23 protein-coding genes, 1 other RNA gene and 1 riboswitch are annotated in these 22377 nt (G+C 35.5%); of the genes, 19 read left to right on the forward strand and 5 right to left on the reverse strand.

The features are described from left to right. The first annotated feature begins 114 nt into the window (after positions 1-114). Genes dnaD through MHB70_RS06855 form a run of 3 tightly spaced genes read left to right on the forward strand, consistent with a single transcriptional unit; the run spans position 115 to position 2007 of the window. Complete coding sequence (dnaD, locus tag MHB70_RS06845) at positions 115-822, forward strand: DNA replication protein DnaD (RefSeq protein WP_000728536.1); 708 nt, start codon at positions 115-117, stop codon at positions 820-822. Between the two features lie 15 nt (positions 823-837). Continuing rightward, a complete protein-coding gene (gene nth / locus MHB70_RS06850) occupies positions 838-1485 on the forward strand; it encodes an endonuclease III (RefSeq protein WP_061530148.1) in 648 nt (215 codons plus the stop codon). 3 nt (positions 1486-1488) lie between these two features. Continuing rightward, complete coding sequence (locus MHB70_RS06855) at positions 1489-2007, forward strand: YpoC family protein (protein ID WP_000442696.1); 519 nt, start codon at positions 1489-1491, stop codon at positions 2005-2007. 23 nt (positions 2008-2030) lie between these two features. On the opposite strand, the gene MHB70_RS06860 is transcribed toward MHB70_RS06855, so the two are convergent. Continuing rightward, a complete protein-coding gene (locus tag MHB70_RS06860) occupies positions 2031-4709 on the reverse strand; it encodes a PBP1A family penicillin-binding protein (protein WP_061530147.1) in 2679 nt (892 codons plus the stop codon). Positions 4710-4775: 66 nt separating this feature from the next. Beyond that, positions 4776-5378, reverse strand: a complete 603-nt coding sequence (recU, locus tag MHB70_RS06865) for a Holliday junction resolvase RecU (protein WP_000155587.1) — start codon at positions 5376-5378, stop codon at positions 4776-4778. Between the two features lie 103 nt (positions 5379-5481). Between recU and MHB70_RS06870 the strand changes: the two genes are divergently transcribed. From MHB70_RS06870 to MHB70_RS06885, 3 genes are all read left to right on the forward strand, one after another. Beyond that, a complete protein-coding gene (locus MHB70_RS06870; RefSeq protein ID WP_061530169.1) occupies positions 5482-6507 on the forward strand; it encodes a DUF2515 domain-containing protein in 1026 nt (341 codons plus the stop codon). A gap of 429 nt (positions 6508-6936) precedes the next feature. Next, positions 6937-7179: a hypothetical protein gene (locus tag MHB70_RS06880; RefSeq protein ID WP_001252045.1), complete on the forward strand. Its 243-nt coding sequence runs from the start codon at positions 6937-6939 to the stop codon at positions 7177-7179. Positions 7180-7194: 15 nt separating this feature from the next. Then, on the forward strand, positions 7195-7539 hold the full coding sequence (locus MHB70_RS06885; protein ID WP_000455491.1) for a YppE family protein: 345 nt from the start codon (positions 7195-7197) through the stop codon (positions 7537-7539). A 26-nt stretch (positions 7540-7565) separates the two neighbouring features. On the opposite strand, the gene MHB70_RS06890 is transcribed toward MHB70_RS06885, so the two are convergent. Then, positions 7566-7757 carry a YppF family protein gene (locus MHB70_RS06890; RefSeq protein ID WP_000242658.1) on the reverse strand — a complete coding sequence of 64 codons (192 nt, stop codon included), beginning with the start codon at positions 7755-7757 and terminating at the stop codon, positions 7566-7568. A 177-nt stretch (positions 7758-7934) separates the two neighbouring features. On the opposite strand from MHB70_RS06890, the gene MHB70_RS06895 reads away from it, so the two are divergent. The 10 genes from MHB70_RS06895 (at position 7935) to MHB70_RS06940 (ending at position 16317) form a co-directional block, all read left to right on the forward strand. Further along, positions 7935-8441 carry a YppG family protein gene (locus MHB70_RS06895; protein ID WP_053446506.1) on the forward strand — a complete coding sequence of 169 codons (507 nt, stop codon included), beginning with the start codon at positions 7935-7937 and terminating at the stop codon, positions 8439-8441. Between the two features lie 157 nt (positions 8442-8598). After that, on the forward strand, positions 8599-9015 hold the full coding sequence (locus MHB70_RS06900) for a spore coat protein (RefSeq protein WP_000546285.1): 417 nt from the start codon (positions 8599-8601) through the stop codon (positions 9013-9015). A gap of 56 nt (positions 9016-9071) precedes the next feature. Further along, the gene (locus tag MHB70_RS06905) at positions 9072-9626 is read left to right on the forward strand and encodes a DUF1273 domain-containing protein (protein ID WP_000869384.1); all 555 of its coding nucleotides are present in this window, start codon (positions 9072-9074) and stop codon (positions 9624-9626) included. A 97-nt stretch (positions 9627-9723) separates the two neighbouring features. Continuing rightward, on the forward strand, positions 9724-10059 hold the full coding sequence (gpsB, locus tag MHB70_RS06910; RefSeq protein ID WP_000622427.1) for a cell division regulator GpsB: 336 nt from the start codon (positions 9724-9726) through the stop codon (positions 10057-10059). A gap of 87 nt (positions 10060-10146) precedes the next feature. Beyond that, positions 10147-10538: RNase P RNA component class B (rnpB, locus tag MHB70_RS06915), an RNA gene on the forward strand. 180 nt (positions 10539-10718) lie between these two features. Continuing rightward, positions 10719-11858, forward strand: coding sequence for a THUMP domain-containing class I SAM-dependent RNA methyltransferase (locus MHB70_RS06920; protein ID WP_000521231.1), 1140 nt, complete (start codon positions 10719-10721; stop codon positions 11856-11858). A 61-nt stretch (positions 11859-11919) separates the two neighbouring features. Then, the gene (locus tag MHB70_RS06925) at positions 11920-12102 is read left to right on the forward strand and encodes a DUF3921 domain-containing protein (RefSeq protein WP_000376898.1); all 183 of its coding nucleotides are present in this window, start codon (positions 11920-11922) and stop codon (positions 12100-12102) included. A 138-nt stretch (positions 12103-12240) separates the two neighbouring features. Next, on the forward strand, positions 12241-14178 hold the full coding sequence (locus tag MHB70_RS06930; RefSeq protein ID WP_061530146.1) for an ATP-dependent DNA helicase: 1938 nt from the start codon (positions 12241-12243) through the stop codon (positions 14176-14178). A 101-nt stretch (positions 14179-14279) separates the two neighbouring features. Further along, positions 14280-15797: a carboxypeptidase gene (ypwA, locus tag MHB70_RS06935; RefSeq protein ID WP_000215061.1), complete on the forward strand. Its 1518-nt coding sequence runs from the start codon at positions 14280-14282 to the stop codon at positions 15795-15797. A 46-nt stretch (positions 15798-15843) separates the two neighbouring features. Then, on the forward strand, positions 15844-16317 hold the full coding sequence (locus MHB70_RS06940) for a GNAT family N-acetyltransferase (RefSeq protein ID WP_000386699.1): 474 nt from the start codon (positions 15844-15846) through the stop codon (positions 16315-16317). 54 nt (positions 16318-16371) lie between these two features. Here the strand turns inward: MHB70_RS06940 and mphL are convergent, their stop codons facing one another. Then, positions 16372-17268, reverse strand: coding sequence for a macrolide 2'-phosphotransferase MphL (gene mphL / locus MHB70_RS06945; RefSeq protein WP_001094126.1), 897 nt, complete (start codon positions 17266-17268; stop codon positions 16372-16374). 591 nt (positions 17269-17859) lie between these two features. Between mphL and MHB70_RS06950 the strand changes: the two genes are divergently transcribed. The 3 genes from MHB70_RS06950 (at position 17860) to pbuX (ending at position 20851) form a co-directional block, all read left to right on the forward strand. Next, positions 17860-18606 (forward strand): type I methionyl aminopeptidase, encoded by a 747-nt coding sequence (locus tag MHB70_RS06950; protein ID WP_000628448.1) that lies wholly within the window; start codon positions 17860-17862, stop codon positions 18604-18606. Between the two features lie 116 nt (positions 18607-18722). Next, positions 18723-18824, forward strand: a riboswitch (purine riboswitch). A 107-nt stretch (positions 18825-18931) separates the two neighbouring features. Beyond that, positions 18932-19525, forward strand: a complete 594-nt coding sequence (locus tag MHB70_RS06955; RefSeq protein WP_061530145.1) for a xanthine phosphoribosyltransferase — start codon at positions 18932-18934, stop codon at positions 19523-19525. A 3-nt stretch (positions 19526-19528) separates the two neighbouring features. Further along, positions 19529-20851 (forward strand): xanthine permease PbuX, encoded by a 1323-nt coding sequence (gene pbuX / locus MHB70_RS06960; RefSeq protein ID WP_000809217.1) that lies wholly within the window; start codon positions 19529-19531, stop codon positions 20849-20851. A gap of 15 nt (positions 20852-20866) precedes the next feature. Here pbuX and MHB70_RS06965 read toward each other — a convergent pair whose 3' ends face one another. Continuing rightward, on the reverse strand, positions 20867-22030 hold the full coding sequence (locus tag MHB70_RS06965) for a DUF418 domain-containing protein (protein WP_061530144.1): 1164 nt from the start codon (positions 22028-22030) through the stop codon (positions 20867-20869). Between the last annotated feature and the right edge of the window lie 347 nt (positions 22031-22377).

Below are 22377 nucleotides of genomic sequence, written 5' to 3' on the forward strand. Positions count from 1 at the left end.
TATTTCGTTAATACAATAAAAAACCTCTCTATATAATAGGGAGGTTTTTTTGACGAATTGTGGCAAAAAGAAATAGCGAAAGGTGTGTTATACTAGAGAACGAGGTGTTTGGTGATGAAAAAGAAAATGATGTTACAGTGGTTTGAACAGGGAAGCATTGCGATTCCAAAATTACTTATGATGCATTATAAAAAATTAGGGTTAAATGAAACGGAATTTATGGTTTTACTTCATGTGCATACATTTTTAGAATCGGGAAATTCGTTTCCGACTCCGTCGGAGATTTCCGAACGAATGACAATAGCGGAAATGAAATGTATGGAAGTAATTCAAACATTGATTCAAAAAGGTTTTTTATCACTAGAAGGTGGACAAAGATCAGAAGCGATGATGTGTGAAAGTTATTCTTTACAACCGCTATGGGAAAAAATATTGCATTTCTTAATGAATGAATCAATAGAGGAAGAACAAAAAGAAAAAAAACAACTGCAAGTAAATTTATATACAGTATTTGAAAAAGAATTCGGAAGACCACTTTCTCCATTTGAATGTGAAACATTGGGAATGTGGGAGGATCAAGATCAACATCATCCGAATTTAATTCAAGCGGCTCTACGAGAAGCTGTGATGAGCGGTAAACTGAACTTCCGATATATTGATCGTATTTTATTTGAGTGGAAAAAGAATGGAATTAAAACAGTAGATCAAGCTCAAAATCAAGGACGGAAATTTAGAGCAAATCAGCAACGAGCGCAACAAGTAACAACACAAGAGACGAAATTTACTGGGAAAGTGCCTTTTTATAATTGGTTGGAGCAGTAATGTAGGAGGAAGTCAATGTTAAATAAAACGCAAATTCGTTATTGTTTAGACACAATGGCGGATATGTATCCAGAAGCACATTGTGAATTGATTCATGATAATCCATTCGAACTTGTAATTGCAGTGGCATTATCTGCACAATGTACAGATGCACTTGTAAATAAAGTGACGAAAAATTTATTTCAAAAATATAAAACACCAGAAGATTATTTAAGTGTTTCTCTAGAAGAGTTACAACAAGATATACGTTCTATTGGATTGTATAGAAATAAAGCAAAAAATATTCAAAAATTGTGCCGAATGTTATTAGATGATTACAATGGAGAAGTGCCGAAAGATCGAGATGAGCTTACGAAGTTACCTGGTGTAGGACGGAAGACAGCAAATGTTGTAGTATCGGTAGCATTTGGGATACCGGCAATTGCTGTCGATACGCATGTAGAGCGGGTGAGCAAACGATTAGCGATTTGTAGATGGAAAGACTCTGTATTAGAAGTCGAAAAAACATTAATGAAGAAAATTCCGATGGATGAATGGGGCGTTACACATCACCGTTTGATTTTCTTTGGACGTTATCACTGTAAAGCGCAGCGACCACAATGTGAAGAGTGTCTATTGCTAGAAGTGTGTCGCGAAGGAAAGAAGCGAATGAAGGGGAAATAAAGGATGGAGCGAGTTATAGGAGTACCGAAAGAATTTCGGTACTTACCATTTTTTCAAAAAAACGCAAATTCGATTAAGTATCATACAGACCAATCTTTTGAAGAAATCATACAAAATACTTACTTTATATTTGATATAGAAAGACAATATGAGCCGTGGAATGAAATTGAAAACAGTATTCCGGTAATGTTGAATGTATGGAAAAATAAGCATGAAGACATTGCCACATTATTTCGAAACAGAAAGAAACAAGAAGCTGAAGGCCCGATGATTCTTTTTGCAGCACATTTGTTATCAATTGTATATTGGCTAAATGAGCAACCTGTTCATAGTTTGAATGAAATGGAAGATTACACGAGTGAATTGGAAGTACAACCAGTTAATTTTATGGAGCGATATTCGTTCATTATAAAGAAACCAAATAATTATCATTCTTATATTCAGTTAGCACAGTTGTATATTGAAATAGAAAAGTTATATGTAAAGAAAATGATAACAAAAAAGAAGTCCTTTCCTCGTTAAGAGAAAGGACTTCTTTTTTTGTATTAAGACTCTGTTGTAACAACATTTCCGTCTGCGTGAGGTGTATCTTCACCTGTATTTTGTTGTTTCTTAGCCTCTTCTTCAGCTTTCTTTTGAGCCTCTTCTTCAGCTTTTTTCTTAGCTTCTTCTTCGGCTTTTTTCTTAGCTTCTTCTTCAGTTTTTTTCTTAGCTTCTTCTTCAGCTTTCTTTTGAGCCTCTTCTTGTTGTTTACGTTGTTGTTCTTGTTGCTCTTGTTGTTTACGCTGTTCTTCAGTAGCCTTTTTCTGAGCTTCTTCTTGTTTTAGTTTATCTTCATTAGCTTTTTTCTGAGCTTCCTCATCAGCTTTTTTCTTAGCTTCTTCTTCGGCTTTCTTTTTGGCTGCCTCTTCCTCAGCTTTCTTAGCGTCTGGAGTTCCACCAGGGGCAGTGAAGGATGCACCAACTGCAGGACTTGTTCCAGTACCTTTTTTCGCTACTACAGAGAAGCTGTAAGTAACACCAGGCTTAATACCACCAAGAGTAGCTGTTGTACCGCTAACTGATAAGCTACCGCTAGAACCGTCTGTAGCTTTATAAGTTGCCGCATAAGCATCAACTGCTGTTGGGCCAGACCAGTTTAGTGTAACTGTACTAGCTCCATCGAAAGCGACATTAAGGCCACTAGGTGGATCTACTTTAATTTCTTTAATTGCATCTTTTTTCGCACCTTTTACGTATAACTCGCCGTTTATTTCTTGTACAGAAGAAGGGCGTTCGAAACGAGATTTATCTGTAGCGAATTTGCTCATCATTACTTGGAACATTTGTTGCGCAATTTTAGTATAACGATCGCTAATGTAATTTTCTGGACCATTCTTTTCGTAACCAGTCCACACAGCCATCGTATATTGTGGTGTATATCCAGCGAACCAGCTATCTCTGTTAGCATCAGCTGGGATGCCATATTTTTTTACATCTCTTGCATCAAAGTTTTGTGTTCCTGTTTTACCAGCAACGTCAAAGCCAGAAACATATGCTGTTGGCCCTGTACCGCCGGAACCAGGTTTTACTACGTCACGAAGAACGTCAGTAACCATGTAAGCTGTATGGTCGTGCATTGCACGTTGTTCTTTCGGTTTAAAGCTTTTCTTTTTTCCGTCTGGGAAAATAACTTCTTTAACGAAATGAGGTTTATTGTATACACCGTCATTTCCAAATGCTGCATAAGCCCCAGCGACATCTAACGGAGAGCTTTCATTACTACCGATTGCAGTAGATTCATGTGCTATCCCATCTTTAAACGTCATGCCTAAACCTTCAGCAAACTCTTTTGCCTTAGGAATACCGACTGCTTGAGCTGTTTTTAAAGCCGGGATGTTTAATGACTTCTTCAATGCTTCACGAAGTGAAACGTCACCTTTAAAATTACCGGTAGCATTTTTAATCTTTGTGCCATCAGAGTAAGTATATTCAGAGTCATTTAATTGATGATAAGTAGACCATTGAAGGTTTTCAATTGCAGGACCATAATCGAAAATTGGTTTCATTGTTGAACCAACTTGGCGTTTTAAATCAACAGCCATATTATGACCTTTGAAAGTAGACTTACTTTCTTTACGCCCAGCACCAATTGCTCGAACTTCTCCAGACTGTGTATCCATAAATACAAATGATCCTTGGAACTGATCGTTTGGATACTTAATGAGATTGCCATCCATAATTTGTTCAGCGTACTCTTGAGCACCTTGATCAAGGGTTGTATGAATCGTTAAACCATCTGAACCGATATTTACATCAGGGTATTCTTTTTCAACTTCTTTTACGACAGCATCTAAAAATGCTTGAAACTTCATTTCAGTTAGTTCTGATTTTTTTAGACCCTCAGTTACAGGGATCTTTATTGCGTTATTCATTTCTTCTTTTGTTATATAGCCGTGTCGATTCATTAATGTTAATACAATATTACGACGATTTGTTGCTCGTTCAACATTTTCTGGTTTTGTTGGATCATAAATGTTAGGACCTTGAGGTAAGCCAGCGAGCATCGCAGCTTCATGTAATTGTAAGTCCTTTAAATCTTTTTGATAATATTTTTGAGCCGCTGTTGCAATACCGTAAGAGCGATTACCTAGATTAATCTTATTTAAGTACATTTCTAAAATCTCATGTTTAGAGTATTGTTGCTCTAATTTGTAAGATAAGTACCATTCTTGCACTTTTCGTTTTGCGGTTTTTTCCATCGTTAGAAAATAGTTTTTAACTACTTGTTGTGTAATTGTACTACCACCTTGGGAACCGAAACCACCAGTGACATTTTCCATAACTGCTTTTGTAGTTCGTTTAAAATCAATTCCATTATGGTCATAGAAACGTGAATCCTCAGTTGCAAGGAATGCATTTTCAACTACTTTTGGAATTTGATCGTAAGTAACATGGGTTCGTTTTTCCGCACCATATTCATAGAAAAAATCTCCGTTCTTATCAAGAAATTTTGTTGATAAAGGATTGACAAGTTTTGATTTGTCTAATTTTGGAGCGTCCTTTACCATAACAAAGAAAGCGGAAACGCCAGCTACGAGACCAACGATACCAAGAAGTAGACAACCTATAAGGAACTTCTTAAAAAAGGAGCCTTTTTTCTTTGGTTTTTTTTCTTTATTTGTTTCTTCCGTTTGATTTTTCGCATGATTTCGTTCTGTACGAGAACGATAATTATCTGACATTATACTTTCTCCTACCTTTCATTCTCTCCCTCAAAAGTCGAAAAAAGAGCCTTAGTGATGACTCTATCACGAAAAATAAACCGTGTCTAGTACACGGATATAATCAATCCGAGGGTGATAACCGCATGATAACAATGATCCATGCGCTTCTATTTCTTCTTTAGTAATTGACTTACGCCCACCATTATTTTGACGGTTCCAAAATGCAATAATATGTTTCGCATCGAGTAAATAAAATTCATCAAAAAGTGTAAATTTAATAATAACAAATGCAACTCCATTATGAGCAATTACTTGCTTCATATGTTCAATTTGATGAAGGTGGAAGTTTTGAAGTGGGAAACTAGTTTTGTTTTTTGTTTCCTTCGCTTCAAAATCGATGTATTTCCCTTTGTATACACCGTTGTAATCCGTTGTAGAAGGTTGTTTAAAATACGCTTCTTTTACCACTGCAGCACTTCGAGCGGGGTAATCTACTTTTACAATTTGAAGAGGTGTAGGTTTTTTATGTACACATGCAATATTATGGGTTAAGTAATATTGATTTGTTTCATTCAATTCCTCTTCAAGGGACATACCTCTATTACTATAAGTATGTTTTTTTATTGGTGTTTTAGGAGGTAGTGAAGCTTGATTGTACCTTTTTCCATTTGGGTAACGAATGGTCATAGTGTGTCCACTCCCAACTTGTTAAGAATTACTTACAAAGGTGATTATATCAAAAAATGAAAAAAGATGTGACCTTTTTGAAGAAAGGCATGATGACTTATTTATGTTTACATGGAATGATTACGAAAAAATAAAACAATATCGTAAAAATATGGTTTGTACAAAAGAAGAAAAAGCAATCATTCACACTATTAAAAAGAAAACAGAAATAGCTAATATGGACAACATTTCTCGGACACAATCGTATCAAAAATTTTATGTAAGAAATAGTGAAATCAGGTGGTCTTTTTTAGCGAGTATGGTTTCGAGAAATGCAGGCTGGAATATGACTGATTTAGAAGGAAGATATTATGCTACTGTTTTGCCTCGATTAGTAAAAAAACATTTGTTTCTCATATATGAACAGGCTAATTGGATTATTTTCTTAGATGCATTTCCTCAGTTACTACTATATGAAGAAAGCAAGAGGAGACGTATACCTCTCTTTCATTTGTTGCAATTTTTCAACGTATCACTTTTCATGGAAAAAGAATGGACATTTTTCTGGGAGAAAAAAGATATGAATAGGCTTATGGCAGCGCTTATTATAAATGAGCAAAATAAAATTCAAAAACCAGTTATTGAGAATAGCTACTTTAAAAAACATGTATTTCATACGGCGCTTTTTAAAGTTCAAGACATGTTGCATATTAGTGCAGTTATTTTTCCAACCATTGAAGGGGGGATGTATGGGTTTTCAGTTTATCAATTTGAAACGTTGCAAAAGCGTATAGAGCTTGGGAAAAAATTAGCGTGGTTATTGTTTCATCCGACTTATAAACGTTTATTTTATAATTTTGCACTGCAAACTAAACATACTGGCTCTAGAGAAGATTATGAATATTACTTAAGGGGAACTAGAAAATCCTATACACCTGCACTAAGAGATGTGTATTCTCTTGTTGCACATGAGGAAATAACAATGAGGGATTGGTTGTGTGAAGATTCGAAAATGAATGCATTGTTTTTATTTGAAGAACCGAAGGATGAAGTTAATATAAAGGAATGGTATAGAAGAAAGAGGGAGCAGATCTATGCTGTTTCTATCGTGAATCGTTTTGTTAAAAGAATAGACGAGTTCATGATATAATAAAAAAGAAGTCCCATCTTTATAAATGAAGATGGGACTTCTTAATGTGAAGAAATCCTGCTAAGTGTGTTAAGATTTTAATCTCAAAACTGAATGAAAGTAGAAGATTAAGGGGGATTTAGAAATTAGTAGTTTGGAAAAGCCCCATTAATTAAACTTTCACTTTATGTAGCAGGGAAGTTTGGGCCATCAAGCTTTGGATTACCAGTCTCGGGTTTATTTTGTTGTTTGTTTTGTTTTTTCTTTTTTTCGTTTTTGTTCTTTGCCATCTTCATACACCTCCTTTTTGTATTGTTACCATTTCTATAAATGACATTCAAAATGATTTCTTTGACGAATAACAACTAGTTTTGTCATGTGTGCAGGAGTGAAGAATTATCCGGCGAAATTACATGACAAAGGAAAAGCAAAGAAGGGGGCGTTTTGTATATGGCGATGGTTCAGAAAGTAGATGTAATGAAAAAAATGGATCAAATGTTAAGTTCTCTCGATTTGCTGGAAATGAATATAGGAATTAGAATAAATCATGCATTGAAGGATAAGAGCGAAAAAATATGTAATAAGATAGAAATAACAGAAATGCATATTGAGCATATGGAAAATAAATTAGTGCATCACGAAGAAAAAGGGAATTGGGTGAAGACGTTTCAAAACATCGTAGTGAGTGCATAATAAGGTGGGAATGAAATGGAGTATGAAGCATTAATACAGTCTTCAGAAAAACTCATGCAGTATAATAATGAAGCGAATGTAAAAAAAAGAGAAATAATTGAATATGACTTTTATAAGGATATGAAGCCGTTTGTAGACATAGTAGATGAGGAATTAAAGGTGTGGAAAGAATTAGCTTATACGTGGATTAAGGAAGAAAAACCGAAGTATATACATGTACAGCAAATTGATCAAGTGTACGATAATTTACAAACGAATGTGTTACAATGTTTTGTAAATAAAGGAAAAGGTAAACGTTTTTTTGAAACACATCAAGCCATTTCGTATACTTTGCAAAATATAGTTGAGCAATGTAAATAACAAGAGGGGAAACCCTCTTGTTATTTTTAAGCTTCTGTCATTGTTGTAGGTTTTGTTGCACCGTTTATTTCTAATTCTTTTATTAATGTTCGGTAATCCGATATACATATTTTTCCTTCGAGATAACAATGTCTCGCAAAGTCTAATAATTCATTTACATTCTCTGTGTAATACCCCTTCTTTTGAGAAAACGCTTGTTTTAAATCCCCTAATACCATGTTGATTCCTCCCCCATGAGAATCTTCTTCTTAATTATCATAGCATGGAAGGGTTTTCTTTTTTAATTTTTTAAAAATTTAAACTTCCGACAAAAATAGACAGATACTCCGTCACACAAATTATTTTACAAGTACATATTATATATGTAGAAACTTATGTGAAGGAGGAGAGAATGCATGTTTCAACAATCTAACGTATATCAGCAACCAAATCCATATGCACAGCAAAATATGTACCAATATAATACGGATACATATTTACGGTATAATATGTATCCTTTCGAGCCTCATTATGGAAATCAAAATTATTACCAGCCATTTGAAGTATCGTTTATGAATCAACAGCAACAACAGCAACCCTATATGAATCAATCGCAACAAGAGCAACCCTATATGAATCAGCAGCAAACTTATATGAACTCACAATATTATATGCCACCATCACCATCTCCCTATGGAAATCAACAAGCGATGTTTTATCCGCCAAAACAACCGTATCCGACGATGAATAAACAAAAGCAACAACAGCAACCAAGTCAGTTTTCGAGCTTTGTTTCCCAATTTAAAAATTCAGATGGTAACTATGATGTGAATAAAATGATGAATACAGCTGGACAAATGATGAATGCGATGAATCAAGTGACGGGGATTGTTAAGCAGGTTGGAGGGTTCTTTGGTAAGTGATGATGGATTGTTGTCCATAATGAAATAGCATGAATGAAGTGTAGCACTAGACAAATTTCCATGAAACAAATGGGTATATATAACAAACGGCTTCACCTCTTTTCTCATATTGTAAAGTGTAATCAGATTTTCTTAACGAGAGAGGAGAGAAAAAACTATGCATCATTGTCATCCTTGTTTTGGAGGGCATAAGCCTGTAGGACCTATTTGTACGACTGCTCCTGTCATTCATCCGACGAAACAGTGTGTAACACATTCTTTTTCAACAACGGTGGTGCCACACATTTTCCCAACGCATACGACACACGTACACCATCAACAAATTAAAAACCAAAACTTCTTCCCGCAAACAAACTCAAATGTAAATGTTGTAGATCCAATCGATCCAGGATTTGGCGGTGGATGTGGACCATGTGGTCATGGTCACCATCACCACGGTCATCAAATATCTCCATTTGGACCAGGGCCGAATGTATCTCCATTTGGACCAGGACCGAATGTATCCCCGTTTGGACCAGGACCGAATGTAGGACCAAATGTTGGACCAAACGTTGGTGGAATATTTAAAAAGTAAATGATATGTTAGAACTAGCAAAATGCTAGTTCTTTTTTTGTAATTGGAGTGTTGATATGAAAGTTGTTGCTGTAACAGGATATAAGCCATTTGAACTTGGAATATTTAAAAAGGATCATCCAGGAGTAGACTGCATAAAAAAAGCGCTGCATCGTAAATTAACTGCTTTTGTAGAAGATGGTTTGGAGTGGGTTATTATAAGCGGCCAGCTAGGTGTAGAATTGTGGGCTGCTGAAGTTGTTTTTGAAATTCAAGTAGAATATCCAGATTTAAAATTAGCGGTATTTACTCCTTTTTTAGAACAAGAAGAAAATTGGAAAGAAGATAACCGTGAATATTACGAATTTATTCTTTCACAAGCAGATCACATTGATAGTATTACGAAACGGAAGTACGAAAGCCCAGAGCAATTTAAATTAAAGAATCAATTTTTTATTGAAAAAAGTGATGCTCTTTTAGCTGTATATGATGAAGAAAAGCCTGGGAGTCCTAAATATATTGTAGAAGTAGCTAAGAAAAAAGGAGAAATAGAAAATTATCACAGTTATTTCATTCTTTTTTCTGATTTACAAGATATAATAGAAGAGGAACAGTGGAATAATGCAGAGTAATATGTAATATTGTACTCGTATATATGATTGACAAAAGGCATTGTTTCTGAAAAAATTTAGTTAATGAAAGTTTTGGCAAAAATTTGAGGTGAAGAAAATGATTTCGGATAAAATTAAATTAACGGCGAAAGATATTTTGGAAAAAGAATTTAAAACAGGTATGAGAGGTTATCAACAAGAAGAAGTAGACAAGTTTCTTGATATGATTATTAAAGACTATGAAGCTTTCCACAAAGAATTTGATCAATTGAAGCAACAAAATGTTCGTTTAAAACGAGAATTAGAAGAACAAAAACTAGCTGCAACACAAGCTCCACAACAACCTGTACAAACACCAGTTGCACAACCGGTATATAACAACACGAATACGGATATTTTAAAACGTTTATCCAACTTAGAAAAAGCTGTATTTGGAAGTAAGTTATACGAATAAAATAAGGTGGAAACAAGGTTGGGGCATTGTACATAGAAAAAAACATTGCAAAATCTTTTTGTTTCCACTATACTAATGGATGTCATAACGTTTGGGCAATCGCTGCAACGCCAACGTTGTAGAGGAAAGTCCATGCTCGCACGGCCTGAGATGGCTGTAGTGTTCGTGCCTAGCCAATTCATAAGCTAGGGTATTCTGGCTGTAAGGCTGGTTTAACGGCAGGGAAAAAACCTAAGTCCTTTCGGATATGGTTTGACTACCTTTAAAGTGCCACAGTGACGAAGTCCTTGAAGAAATGATAGGAGTGGAACGAGGTAAACCCCACGAGCGAGAAACCCAAATAATGGTAGGGGAATCTTTTCCAAGGAAATGAACGACGGAAAAGGACAGGTTTTCATAACCTGTAGATAGATGATTGCTACCGGAGTACGAGGCGTGGGCCGTTTGCAGTACAAAGGAACAGAACATGGCTTACAGAACGTTATGAACCAACTATGAAATAACTCAGCTCTCCTTTGTTAGAGGAGGGCTTTTTATTTGTATGAAGTTATAAATTATGAGTTACAATGGTTAATGAGAAAAATTTTCGTAAAATGTAATGATTAATAGGACAAATTGCTATTAATTATTGTTTGAATATACATAAGAGGTGAATGCAAATGGGAAAAGTTACTTTAATTGCAACAGCGGCAATGGGTATTGAAGCGTTAGTTGCCCGAGAAGTTCGCGATCTTGGTTATGAATGTCAAGTAGAAAACAGCAAAGTAACATTTGAAGCAGATGAAAAGGCGATTTGTCGCACGAATTTATGGTTACGTACTGCGGACCGTGTGAAAATTAAAGTTGGTGAATTTAAAGCAACAACATTTGATGAGCTATTTGAAAAAACGAAAGCATTAAACTGGGGAGATTATATTCCAGAGAACGGAGAATTCCCTGTTATCGGTAAATCTCTAAAATCTGAGTTATTCAGTGTTTCGGATTGCCAACGTATCGTTAAAAAAGCTGTCGTTGAAAAATTAAAAACAACATATAAACGTACAACTTGGTTTGAAGAAGATGGTCCGTTATTCCGTATTGAGATTGCAATGTTGAAAGACATTGCAACATTAACAATCGATGCGAGTGGTGTTGGACTTCATAAACGTGGGTACCGCATGGATCAAGGGGAAGCTCCTTTAAAAGAAACATTAGCTGCGTCTCTAATTAAGTTAACGAACTGGAAGCCAGATCGTCCTTTCGTGGATCCTTTCTGTGGATCTGGAACAATTCCGATTGAAGCTGCATTAATTGGACAAAATATCGCACCAGGATTTAACCGAGGCTTTGCATCGGATGAATGGGGCTGGGTTGGTAAACAAAATTGGCGCGAAGCTCGTCAAGAAGCTGAAGATTTAGCAAATTATAATCAACCATTACAAATCATTGGATCTGATATTGACCATCGTATGATTCGAGTTGCACAAGAAAACGCAGAAGAAGTAGGTTTAGGTGATTTAATCACATTTAAGCAAATGCAAGTAAAAGATTTCACAACAAAAGAGGATTATGGCTACGTCGTAACGAATCCTCCATACGGAGAACGTTTAAGTGAAAAAGCACTCGTTGAACAACTGTATAAAGAAATGGGACAAGTATTTCGCCCATTAGATACATGGTCAGCGTATGTATTAACGAGTTACGAAGCATTTGAGAAGTGTTACGGAAAAGATGCATCGAAGAAACGTAAACTATTTAACGGATTTATCCGTACAGATTACTACCAATACTTCGGAAAACGTCCACCGCGTAATTCATAGTATAAAACTCCTCCAGCACGCATATACTGGCTATTATGTAATGCGTAAAGGAGGCAGTGATATGGATAGTTTTCAATTATCGATGATTCAAAAAGCTATTCACCGTACGTATGATGAGCTCGGAAAAGAAGTGGATAGTCAAGGCGTAATTGTAGATGAAATACAAAAAGCGCAAGAAGAATATTTATCAGCTCTTTCACATGAAACAGCGATTGATAAACGGTATTTAAAGTCATTAATATAGAAGAAAATTTTCCTTTTTCGAAAGGAAAATTTTTTTTCGTGTATTTCTAAGTATTGCAACAGGGGAAAGTGGCTGTACACATATGAGTAGCAGTTACTATATCGTTTTATAGAAAAACTTTTTGGTTGGAGGCTAAGGATGTTTACTGAGAAGAGATTACCATTTGAAGTAGGAAAACAAGATAATTTTTATGATAAGTTGAATGAGTGGATTGGAGATGTATTTTACGACATCCTTCCGGAAAAAGGCTTTGAAGAGCGTGATGAACAAATCTTTATGGCGTTTCAATTAGAGCGTGTTTTCCAAGAGAAAAAAGTTATGTTCGCAGAAGCGGGTGTAGGAACAGGGAAAACAATTGTATACCTTTTATATGCAATTTGTTATGCGCGTTATACAGGAAAACCTGCTATTATCGCTTGTGCAGATGAAACATTAATTGAGCAGCTTGTGAAAGAAGAAGGGGACATTGCTAAGTTATCAGAAGCATTAGGACTATCTGTTGACGTAAGACTTGCGAAATCGATGGATAATTATTTATGTTTACGTAAACTTGAAGATGTTATGAGTGGACGAGCTCCAGAAGTAATTGAAGACGTATATTATGAATTACCACAGTTTGTATTTGATCATGGTACGATGCAAAACTTTACTCACTATGGTGACAGAAAAGAATTTCCACTTTTAAATGATGAGGAATGGTCAAAAGTAAACTGGGATTACTTCCAAGATTGCTTCACTTGTGATTCACGTCATCGTTGTGGACAAACTCTTTCTCGTGAACATTATCGTAAAGCGGCAGATTTAATCATTTGTTCTCAAGATTTTTATATGGATCATATTTGGACGTACGATGCTCGTAAACGTGAAGGACAAATTCCGTTATTACCTGAAAGTAGCTGCGTTGTATTCGATGAAGGACATCTTGTAGAATATGCAGCTCAAAAAGCTTTAACGTACCGTTTAAAGCAAACGATGATGGAGCAGCTTTTAACGAGATTGTTACAGAACGATATTCGTGAAGAGTTTGCACATTTAGTAGAAGAAACAATTTGGCAAACAGAGCGATTCTTTGATGTGTTACAAGAGAATAAAAAGGAAATTGAAGGTTCTGATCGTTTAGAAATTACTGTGACAGAAAAAGTAACCGCAGAAGCGAAAAGACTTTATGCAAAAATCGGTGAAGTCGGTGATGCACTAGTATTTGAGAGTGAAATGCATACAGTAAACACATACGATTTAAATATCGTTGATGAACATTTAGATGTGTTAGAACATTCACTTCGTCTTTTCATGCATGAGAAAAATGTAATTACGTGGGGTGAAGAAGGTGATGGTGCCTTCACGTTAGTTATTATGCCGCGTGCAGTTGAAGAAGTGTTACAAGAAAAAGTATTCTCGAAGAAAATTCCATACATTTTCTCTTCTGCGACATTATCGGACAACGATTCGTTCGCATTTACTGCAAATAGCTTAGGGGTAAAAGATTACTTATCATTCTCAGTTGCCTCACCGTTTAATTATGAAGAGCAAATGGCAGTAAACTTACTATCGCATACGAAAGAAAATGAATGGGAAAGAAAGTGTCAATATACACTTGAAAATATACAGAAAACGAATGGACGTACGCTTGTATTATTCCGTACAACGCAAGAACTTGCAGCGTTCAAAGAATATGTAAGTAAAGAGCAAATGTCAGTTCCGTTCTTATATGAAGGGGATCAAGAAATTAGTCAGCTCGTTTCTCGTTTCCAAAATGAAGAAGAGACTGTACTTTGTGCCGTTCATTTATGGGAAGGTTTAGATATTCCGGGTTCATCATTATCACATGTAATAATTTGGTCATTACCATTCCCACCAAACGATCCTGTGTTTGAAGCGAAACGTAAGCACGTAAATAATCCATTCTGGGATGTAGATGTGCCATATATGATTTTACGCCTTCGTCAAGGGATTGGACGTTTAATTCGTACGAGCGACGATAAAGGTGCTATATCAATCTTCCTATCAGATACGGAAGATGAAAAAGTGATAGAAGCAGTGAAAAAAGTACTTCCGGTAGAAGGTAAAGAATTATAAGGAAAAGCTTGGCGCTTGCCAAGCTTTTTTTCTATTATAAAAGGAATTTATGTTTTCGTGTCGAAATAAGTTTGAGGTAGAAAAAGGAGGTCTTTTATACGATGACAGTTGCTACATATGAAGTAGAAAAACAATTTTTAACATATGTGAAGAAGATAGAAAATTACGGAGAAGCATTAAGCTTAATGTTTTGGGATTTAAGAACGGGTGCACCAAAAAAAGGTGTGGATCAGCGTTCAGAAGTCATAGGGATGCTTTCGTCAGAAGTGTTTGCTATGTCGACTTCAGATGAGATGGGGAACTACTTAACTGAGCTTGAAGCTTTAATATCTGAAGATAAACTTTCTGAAACGACGAAGAAAATGGTTGAAGAGTGTCGTAAAGAATATGATAGAAATAAGAAAATTCCACAAGCTGAATACGAAGCGTATGTGAAATTAGAAGCGAAAGCGGAAAGTGTGTGGGAAGAAGCACGCGAAAAATCTGATTTCGAAATGTTCCGTCCGTACTTAGAAAAAATTGTTGAATTCAAAAAGAAATTTATTACATATTGGGGTTACGAAACATATAAATATAATACATTATTAGACATGTATGAGCCTGGTATTACAGTAGAAGTGTTAGATCACGTATTTGGTCAACTTCGTGAGCGTATCGTGCCGCTTGTAAAAGAAATCTCAGAGTCTAAAAAGGGATTAAAAACAAGTGCTTTATCGGAACACTTTTCGAAAGAAAAACAAAAGAACTTTACATTAGAGTTATTAAAGCAATTGAATTATGACTTTGAAGCAGGGCGTCTTGATGAAACGGTACATCCTTTCGAAATTACATTAAATAGAGGGGATGTTCGTATTACAACACGCTATGATGAGAAAGATTTCCGTATGGCTGTGTTTGGAACAATTCATGAATGTGGTCATGCTGTATATGAACAAAATATTGCAGAAAAGTTTGAGGGTACACCGCTATGTAGTGGAACATCTATGGGTATTCATGAATCGCAATCATTATTCTTTGAAAACTTTATCGGTCGTAATAAATCATTCTGGAAGAAAAATTATGATTTATTAAAAGAGTATAGTGACGGTCAATTTAACGATATATCAGTCGATGAGTTTTATGATGCGATTAACGAATCGAAGCCTTCATTCATTCGTATAGAAGCAGATGAGCTTACATATCCGCTTCATGTTATGGTTCGTTATGAGCTTGAGAAAGAATTATTTGATGGTACACTACAAGTGAAGGACTTACCAGCGGCTTGGAATGATAAGATGGAAGCATATTTAGGAATTCGTCCAGAAAATGATGCACAAGGTGTATTACAAGATGTTCACTGGGCTGGTGGCTCATTTGGATACTTCCCATCTTATGCGCTTGGTTACATGTATGCAGCGCAATTTCAGCAAAGAATGCTAAAAGATATTCCAAACTTTGATGCATTATTAGAAGAAGGTAACGTGACGCCAATTCGTGAGTGGTTAACAGAAAACATTCATCAATATGGCAAAACGAAAAAGCCACTTGAAATTTTAGAAGATGTAACAGGTGAAGGGCTAAATGCAAACTACTTAGCTGATTATTTAGAAGCGAAGTATAGAGAGATTTACGAGTTATAAAAAAGAGCTGCTTAATTGCAGCTCTTTTTTTAAAGGGGATGGGAGAATGGATTATACATTTACAGTAATGAACCAAAAGGAAGCAGAGGAAATTGCATACAACTGGCATTATGAAGGGAAATATTCCTTTTATGATATAGAGGCAGATCAAGAAGATTTAGCAGAGTTTTTAAGTACTGAAATGAGAGGAGATGATACGTTTGCTGTGAAGGAAAATGGTACTCTCATTGGTTACTTGAGTTTTTCTAAAATGAATAATCAAACGGTTGATATAGGACTTGGAATGAGACCTGATATAGCTGGCAATGGATTAGGGTTAAAGTTCGTGAAGGCTGGACTAGATTTTAGTGAAGAAAAATACGGCTGCAACTATATAACACTATCAGTAGCGACATTTAATGAGAGAGCGATTAAAGTATATAAAAGGGCAGGATTTGAAGCAGTTGGAACGTTTATCCAGGAGACGAACGGTAGTTGTTTTGAGTTTTTGAAAATGAATTATATATGTAAAAATGACTAAAAAACAGAAGAGAGTTCTTCTGTTTTTTAGTTTAAAGTTTTTTTTGTAACTACATTAACTTTCAGTTGCTAGCATGTGTACAGCTGCTTCATGCATCTCTTTCAAACCTGACACTTGAGCATATTCAGCAACAGTGATACTACTTGTTGTTAGAAGTTCGATAATATGTTCATCCATTCTTGACCAAGTTTTACCACCAGCATTGTCATAAGAGCTAATTAACTTTGTTAGTCCATCTTTCCCAAAGAGCAGATAATGTGATGTGAAATCTATAGAAACATCAGCTATCCCTACTTCTGTCCAATCGATTAAGCCAGTTACATTATTTTTCTTATCAATCAGGATATGACCTGGATGTATATCCCCATGCGTTACTCCTACATGAGATGGCCAAAAAGAATCTTCAGTTAGCCATGCTTGCCAACGATCCCATAATTTTTGATTGACATAGTATTGTTCCTTCACTCGATTCATCCTTTGTTCCATAGAAGCTCTTAATTCATTAGCAGTAAGAATTTCAATACCGATATTATTAAATTCTTGTTGAGGTAATGAGTGTAAATTCGCTAGAACTTTTCCTAATGAAATATGGTATTCAGATGGTGCGTTTTTTTCATTAAAGCTCCATATATATCCTTGTTGTTCTATATCAATAGTGGCGGCAGGAACGCCACTTAGTTGCTTATAGGCAATTAAGTCTTCAGTGAATATAGACCAATCAGGAACTTGGAATCCTGCATGGTTTTTTATGATTTCCAATGCCTTTTTTTCTTGTAGGACATGTCTCATAGATTCTGGTCTACGAGGAATTCTTAGTATCCATTTATCTCCGTTTTGTTCTTTAGCGTGTGCTACTTGAAAGTCAACACCAGATTCATTGATTTTTATTGAATCTTCTAAGATATTTAGGCCTTCCTTAGTTGCTAATTGTTTAATTTTAAGTGTGTTCATTTTTATTTCCTCCAAATGCTTATTTTAATCTTAATGCTTGAGTACGTATTCTGTTACCATTTTCCCCCTAACTACACCAATAGGATCAAATTAGTGAGATATAAGAAGATGTAATCATAAAAAAACCACAGACGGGCTTCTGTCTGTGGTTAAGAGTAAACGAGGATATAAGAAATAGAGGTCTCTCTTTGTATGAAAAAACATGCGACAAAAAGACAGATATATATCTGCCTTTCTCCATGCAGAAAGTGTACTTTTCCGTTGAAGATTATTAAAAATGTGCAGACTAATCCCGTTTACTCTGCTTTATGAAAACAGAGCCTTTGAACATATTAAGTTACTTAGTGTTCAAAGTTTGCTGACGTAGTCTTCCTGCATGCATCATTTTTAAAAACCCTCCTTTTAATAGTATAGTAACAATATACGTTGTTTATAAGTGAATATCAATAAAAAACACTAAATAAACATCCAAAAAATGTATATTAAAAAATAGAAATAAATGATGTTTGCTTTTGTAATTGGAATTTTTGCTAGAGGGTGTGTATGATTGAACTTTAGTAGCAAATAGCAAGCTTAGCAAGGAGAGGTAGAATGATTACAATTAAAACGAAAAGTGAAATAGATTTGATGCATGAATCTGGGAAATTACTTGCTTCATGTCATAGAGAAATAGGAAAAATGATAAAACCAGGAATAACAACACAAGAAATTGAGACGTTTGTTGAAGCGTATTTAGAAAAGCATGGTGCAACATCTGAGCAGAAAGGTTACAACGGGTATCCATATGCGATATGTGCGTCTGTAAACGATGAAATGTGTCATGGGTTTCCGGCCGATGTTCCTTTAAATGAGGGAGATGTTGTCACAATTGATATGGTAGTAAACTTAAATGGTGCGCTATCAGATTCTGCATGGACATATATAGTAGGGGATGTTTCTGACGAAACAAAAAGGTTATTGCTAGTGGCTGAGAGTGCTTTATATAAAGGAATTGATCAGGCGATAATCGGTAATCATGTAGGGGATATTGGTTTTGCAATTGAAAGTTATGCAAATGCTGAAGGTTTTTCTGTTGCAAGAGATTTTACGGGGCATGGGATTGGTAAAGAGATTCATGAAGAACCAGCAATTTTTCATTTTGGTAAACCGGGACAAGGACCTAAGCTGCAAGAAGGCATGGTAATTACAATTGAGCCGATTGTAAATGTAGGTATGCGCTATTCTAAAGTTGATTTAAATGGATGGACTGCAAGAACGATGGATGGGAAATTATCTGCTCAATACGAGCATACAATTGCGATTACAAAAGATGGGCCAGTCATTTTAACGAAGTTGTAATAGAGAATGTAAGAGTTTGCAAAAATCGAACGAAAATAGTGTTTTTATAAAATTTGTACGTGTTTTATTAATAAATACTTTTCAAAGTATAAAAATTGCGTTATAATCCTTCTATAAAATAAATAGTTAGCTACACTCATATAATCGCGGGGATATGGCCTGCAAGTTTCTACCGAAGTACCGTAAATACTTTGACTATGAGTGAGGACGAATATATTTGCTTGTTAAGCATTCTTTTTTGCGAAACTCCAAAAGCACGTCTCTCACTTGTAACGAGTGGTGGCGGCTTTTGGAGTTTTTTTATTGCATAAGAGGAGGAACAAACATGAAAGTATTACAAGAAAAGATTTTGAACGAAGGAAAGGTTTTATCTGGTGACGTATTAAAGGTAGATGCATTTTTAAATCACCAAATTGATCCGGTACTTATGCAAGAGATTGGAAAAGAATTTGCTAAACGTTTTAAAGAAGAGAACATTACAAAAATCGTGACGATTGAATCTTCTGGCATTGCACCAGCAGTTATGGCTGCATTAGAGCTGGGTGTAAAAGTAATTTTTGCAAGAAAACGTAAATCGTTAACGTTACAAGATAATATGTATGTTGCAAACGTATATTCATTTACAAAACAAGAAACAAATGAAATTTCACTATCTCGCACTCATATTGATGAAAATGATCGTGTATTAATCATTGATGACTTTTTAGCAAACGGTCAGGCTGCTTTGGGTTTAATGAGTTTAGTAGAGCAAGCTGGAGCAAGCATTGCGGGAATTGGAATTGTTATTGAAAAAGCATTTCAAGATGGAGGAAAGAAGCTTCGTGAACAAGGCGTTCGTGTTGAGTCACTAGCAGAAATTGCATCACTTGATAACAGCACAGTTACATTTGTACAGCAAGAAACTGCGGAGGTGAAATAAGCGATGAAGCAACATCCATTTAAAATCGCATCGCTAGGTATGCAGCATATGCTTGCTATGTATGCCGGTGCAATTATCGTTCCACTTATTGTGGGAGGCGGACTTGGCTTAAATCAAAAAGAGTTAACATATTTAGTCTCAATTGATTTATTAATGTGCGGCGTTGCAACAATTTTACAAGCATTATCAAATCGCTTTTTCGGTATTGGACTTCCAGTTGTACTAGGTTGTACATTTACAGCGGTTGGGCCGATGATTGCAATTGGAAAACAATACGGCGTGTCTTCTATTTATGGAGCAATTATTGCTGCCGGTTTGTTTGTTGTTATTTTTGCGAAACTATTTGGAAAGCTTGTAAAATTATTTCCCCCTGTCGTAACAGGGTCTGTTGTTACTGTAATTGGAGTTACACTTGTTCCAGCGGCGATTAATGATATGGCTGGCGGAGTAGGAAGCAAAGATTTCGGAAGTCTTGAAAACTTAGCGTTAGCATTTGGCGTATTATTATTTATCATCATTATGTATCGTTTCTTTGATGGGTTTATCCGTTCTATTTCTATTTTATTAGGTCTTTTGTTCGGTACAATCGTTGCAGCGTTTATGGGGAAAGTAAGCTTGCAAGCTGTTGGAGAAGCAGATTGGTTCCACGGTATTCAGCCGTTTTACTTCGGTACACCGACATTTGAATTAACGCCAATTATTACGATGATTCTCGTTGCTTGTGTAGGGATTGTAGAAGCAACAGGTGTATACTTTGCGTTATCTGATATTTGTAATAAAAAGATCGGTGAAAAAGAATTAACAAAAGGCTATCGCGCAGAAGGGTTAGCGATGGTGTTAGGTGGTATTTTTAACGCATTTCCATATACAACTTACTCTCAAAACGTAGGACTTGTTCAATTAACAGGAGTAAGAAATCGCGTTATTATTTATACTTGTGGTGGTATGTTAATCGTTCTTGGGTTCATTCCAAAAATCGCAGCTATTACAACAATCATTCCGAAATCAGTACTTGGTGGTGCGATGTTAGCGATGTTCGGTATGGTTATGGCATATGGTATTAAAATGTTAAGTAGCGTTGATTTTGGAAAGCAAGAAAACTTATTAATTGTTGCATGCTCTGTGGGAATTGGGCTTGGGGTTACAGTCGTTCCTACATTATTCTCACAACTTCCAGAAAATATTCGTATTTTAACAGATAACGGAATTGTGCTAGGAAGTGCATCAGCAGTACTTTTAAATATTGTATTTAATATGGTGCCGCAGCGAAAAGGGAAAGTAAAAGAAGAGCCAGTTTCGATGCAAAATGCAGTAAGAGAAGCATAGAAAAGCAAGGTCTCATTATGAGACCTTGCTTTTCTTTTTAAGTGGCATCATTTTCCCATACGTACCAAGCCGCCAAATGTACTCAAGTGGCCCGTATTGATAATGTGAAAGCCACCAGCGGCTAATAAAGATTTGTAACGTATAAAAACTGATGCAAAATAGAGGTCCTACCCATAATGGAGCAAGATAATCGTTTTTGAACAATAGTCCGAATACAAGTAATGTAACAATTGTATGTGAGATGTAATTTGTTAACGCCATTCGTCCAACGTATTGGAATGGGCGTAATAATGTTTGCCATTTTTCTTTTTGTAATAAACGCATTAGCGTGAAAATGTAGAAGATGAATAATGTTTTTCCACTGAACATTGTAAAGGCCTGCATATAAATTGGTTCATAAAATGGTTTTGATAAGAAGTAACGAACCATGAAGAACCACATTGGTAATGTTAAAATGAACGTAATAATTTGCCATTTTTTAAGTTTTGTATCTACCTCTTTCGTGCGGCGGAAAATATCCTTTTTACCGGCGTATAAACCAAGTAAAAATAGCCCAACTGTTTCTGGGAGCATTGTAATATTTAATACTATTCCATCAGCATAAAATGCATGGAAACGATTTTGTATTTGTGACACCCAGTCTTCAAGTGGCATGACTGGTAAGGAGAATCCAAGTTCAGCCTTTGACATTAAGGCAACACTAATACTAGCAATTAGTATAAGAAATTGAAAAATACTTAATAAAGCAATTGCCCATATTAAAATGGTACGAGGTTCTCTCTTATAAAATAAAAATAAGAAAAATCCAGCGATTGCATAAGTATGTAAAATGTCTCCGTCCCATAAAAGCACATAATGTAAGAAACCAAATAATAATAAAATAAGTAAGCGACGAGCAAATAAAGTTTTTGGTCGATCTGTTTTCGCTTCAGCACGAGTCATAAAAATATAAAAGCCTAGTCCGAATAAAAACGAAAAGATAGTATAAAACTTTGTTTGAATAAACATATCGTAAATTAGACGGATATAACTATCTAGTCCCTCATAAACTCCTGAAAGATCACGTGAGTCAATTCCAGCAATAATAGGCCAGTTAACAAGAAAAATACCTAGTACAGCTATTCCCCTAATGATATCAATTGAGTGTATCCTCTCGCCTTGCGTGAGATTTTGTGTCATTATTTTCCTCCTTAATAAGTAATTCCCTTTTATTATACAAAATGTAAGGGGGAGGGGATAGAGGGGATTTCCAATTTTTAAAACTGTTAAGATGTGTATTATGAGATATAATAAGAGTGCACAGCAAGTTTTAAACTTCTTTAAAACAGGCAGTAAAGCTCCTTTTCCCGAAGGAGCTTTCTTTTTTAGAAATTTGTTGATAATGATTCTCTTTAATGATAAAATGTATTCAAAAGTGATAATCATTATCAAAAAAAGGTTGGTGCGCGAGTATGGTATATGCATTAGTAGCAGGTACAGTCGCTGTATATGCAGTTATTGCGAAATATGTTTTAAATGGAGTAGGA

It is taken from the genome of Bacillus sp. FSL M7-1020, from assembly GCF_038050415.1.
Classification (GTDB): Bacteria; Bacillota; Bacilli; order Bacillales; family Bacillaceae_G; genus Bacillus_A; species Bacillus_A toyonensis.

Bases quoted from the DNA above. Each gene is read 5' to 3' on its own strand.
- dnaD (WP_000728536.1), top strand. From the start codon at position 115: ATGAAAAAGAAAATGATGTTACAGTGGTTTGAACAGGGAAGCATTGCG.
- nth (WP_061530148.1), top strand. From the start codon at position 838: ATGTTAAATAAAACGCAAATTCGTTATTGTTTAGACACAATGGCGGAT.
- MHB70_RS06855 (WP_000442696.1), top strand. From the start codon at position 1,489: ATGGAGCGAGTTATAGGAGTACCGAAAGAATTTCGGTACTTACCATTT.
- MHB70_RS06860 (WP_061530147.1), bottom strand. From the start codon at position 4,709: ATGTCAGATAATTATCGTTCTCGTACAGAACGAAATCATGCGAAAAAT.
- recU (WP_000155587.1), bottom strand. From the start codon at position 5,378: ATGACCATTCGTTACCCAAATGGAAAAAGGTACAATCAAGCTTCACTA.
- MHB70_RS06870 (WP_061530169.1), top strand. From the start codon at position 5,482: ATGTTTACATGGAATGATTACGAAAAAATAAAACAATATCGTAAAAAT.
- MHB70_RS06880 (WP_001252045.1), top strand. From the start codon at position 6,937: ATGGCGATGGTTCAGAAAGTAGATGTAATGAAAAAAATGGATCAAATG.
- MHB70_RS06885 (WP_000455491.1), top strand. From the start codon at position 7,195: ATGGAGTATGAAGCATTAATACAGTCTTCAGAAAAACTCATGCAGTAT.
- MHB70_RS06890 (WP_000242658.1), bottom strand. From the start codon at position 7,757: ATGGTATTAGGGGATTTAAAACAAGCGTTTTCTCAAAAGAAGGGGTAT.
- MHB70_RS06895 (WP_053446506.1), top strand. From the start codon at position 7,935: ATGTTTCAACAATCTAACGTATATCAGCAACCAAATCCATATGCACAG.
- MHB70_RS06900 (WP_000546285.1), top strand. From the start codon at position 8,599: ATGCATCATTGTCATCCTTGTTTTGGAGGGCATAAGCCTGTAGGACCT.
- MHB70_RS06905 (WP_000869384.1), top strand. From the start codon at position 9,072: ATGAAAGTTGTTGCTGTAACAGGATATAAGCCATTTGAACTTGGAATA.
- gpsB (WP_000622427.1), top strand. From the start codon at position 9,724: ATGATTTCGGATAAAATTAAATTAACGGCGAAAGATATTTTGGAAAAA.
- MHB70_RS06920 (WP_000521231.1), top strand. From the start codon at position 10,719: ATGGGAAAAGTTACTTTAATTGCAACAGCGGCAATGGGTATTGAAGCG.
- MHB70_RS06925 (WP_000376898.1), top strand. From the start codon at position 11,920: ATGGATAGTTTTCAATTATCGATGATTCAAAAAGCTATTCACCGTACG.
- MHB70_RS06930 (WP_061530146.1), top strand. From the start codon at position 12,241: ATGTTTACTGAGAAGAGATTACCATTTGAAGTAGGAAAACAAGATAAT.
- ypwA (WP_000215061.1), top strand. From the start codon at position 14,280: ATGACAGTTGCTACATATGAAGTAGAAAAACAATTTTTAACATATGTG.
- MHB70_RS06940 (WP_000386699.1), top strand. From the start codon at position 15,844: ATGGATTATACATTTACAGTAATGAACCAAAAGGAAGCAGAGGAAATT.
- mphL (WP_001094126.1), bottom strand. From the start codon at position 17,268: ATGAACACACTTAAAATTAAACAATTAGCAACTAAGGAAGGCCTAAAT.
- MHB70_RS06950 (WP_000628448.1), top strand. From the start codon at position 17,860: ATGATTACAATTAAAACGAAAAGTGAAATAGATTTGATGCATGAATCT.
- MHB70_RS06955 (WP_061530145.1), top strand. From the start codon at position 18,932: ATGAAAGTATTACAAGAAAAGATTTTGAACGAAGGAAAGGTTTTATCT.
- pbuX (WP_000809217.1), top strand. From the start codon at position 19,529: ATGAAGCAACATCCATTTAAAATCGCATCGCTAGGTATGCAGCATATG.
- MHB70_RS06965 (WP_061530144.1), bottom strand. From the start codon at position 22,030: ATGACACAAAATCTCACGCAAGGCGAGAGGATACACTCAATTGATATC.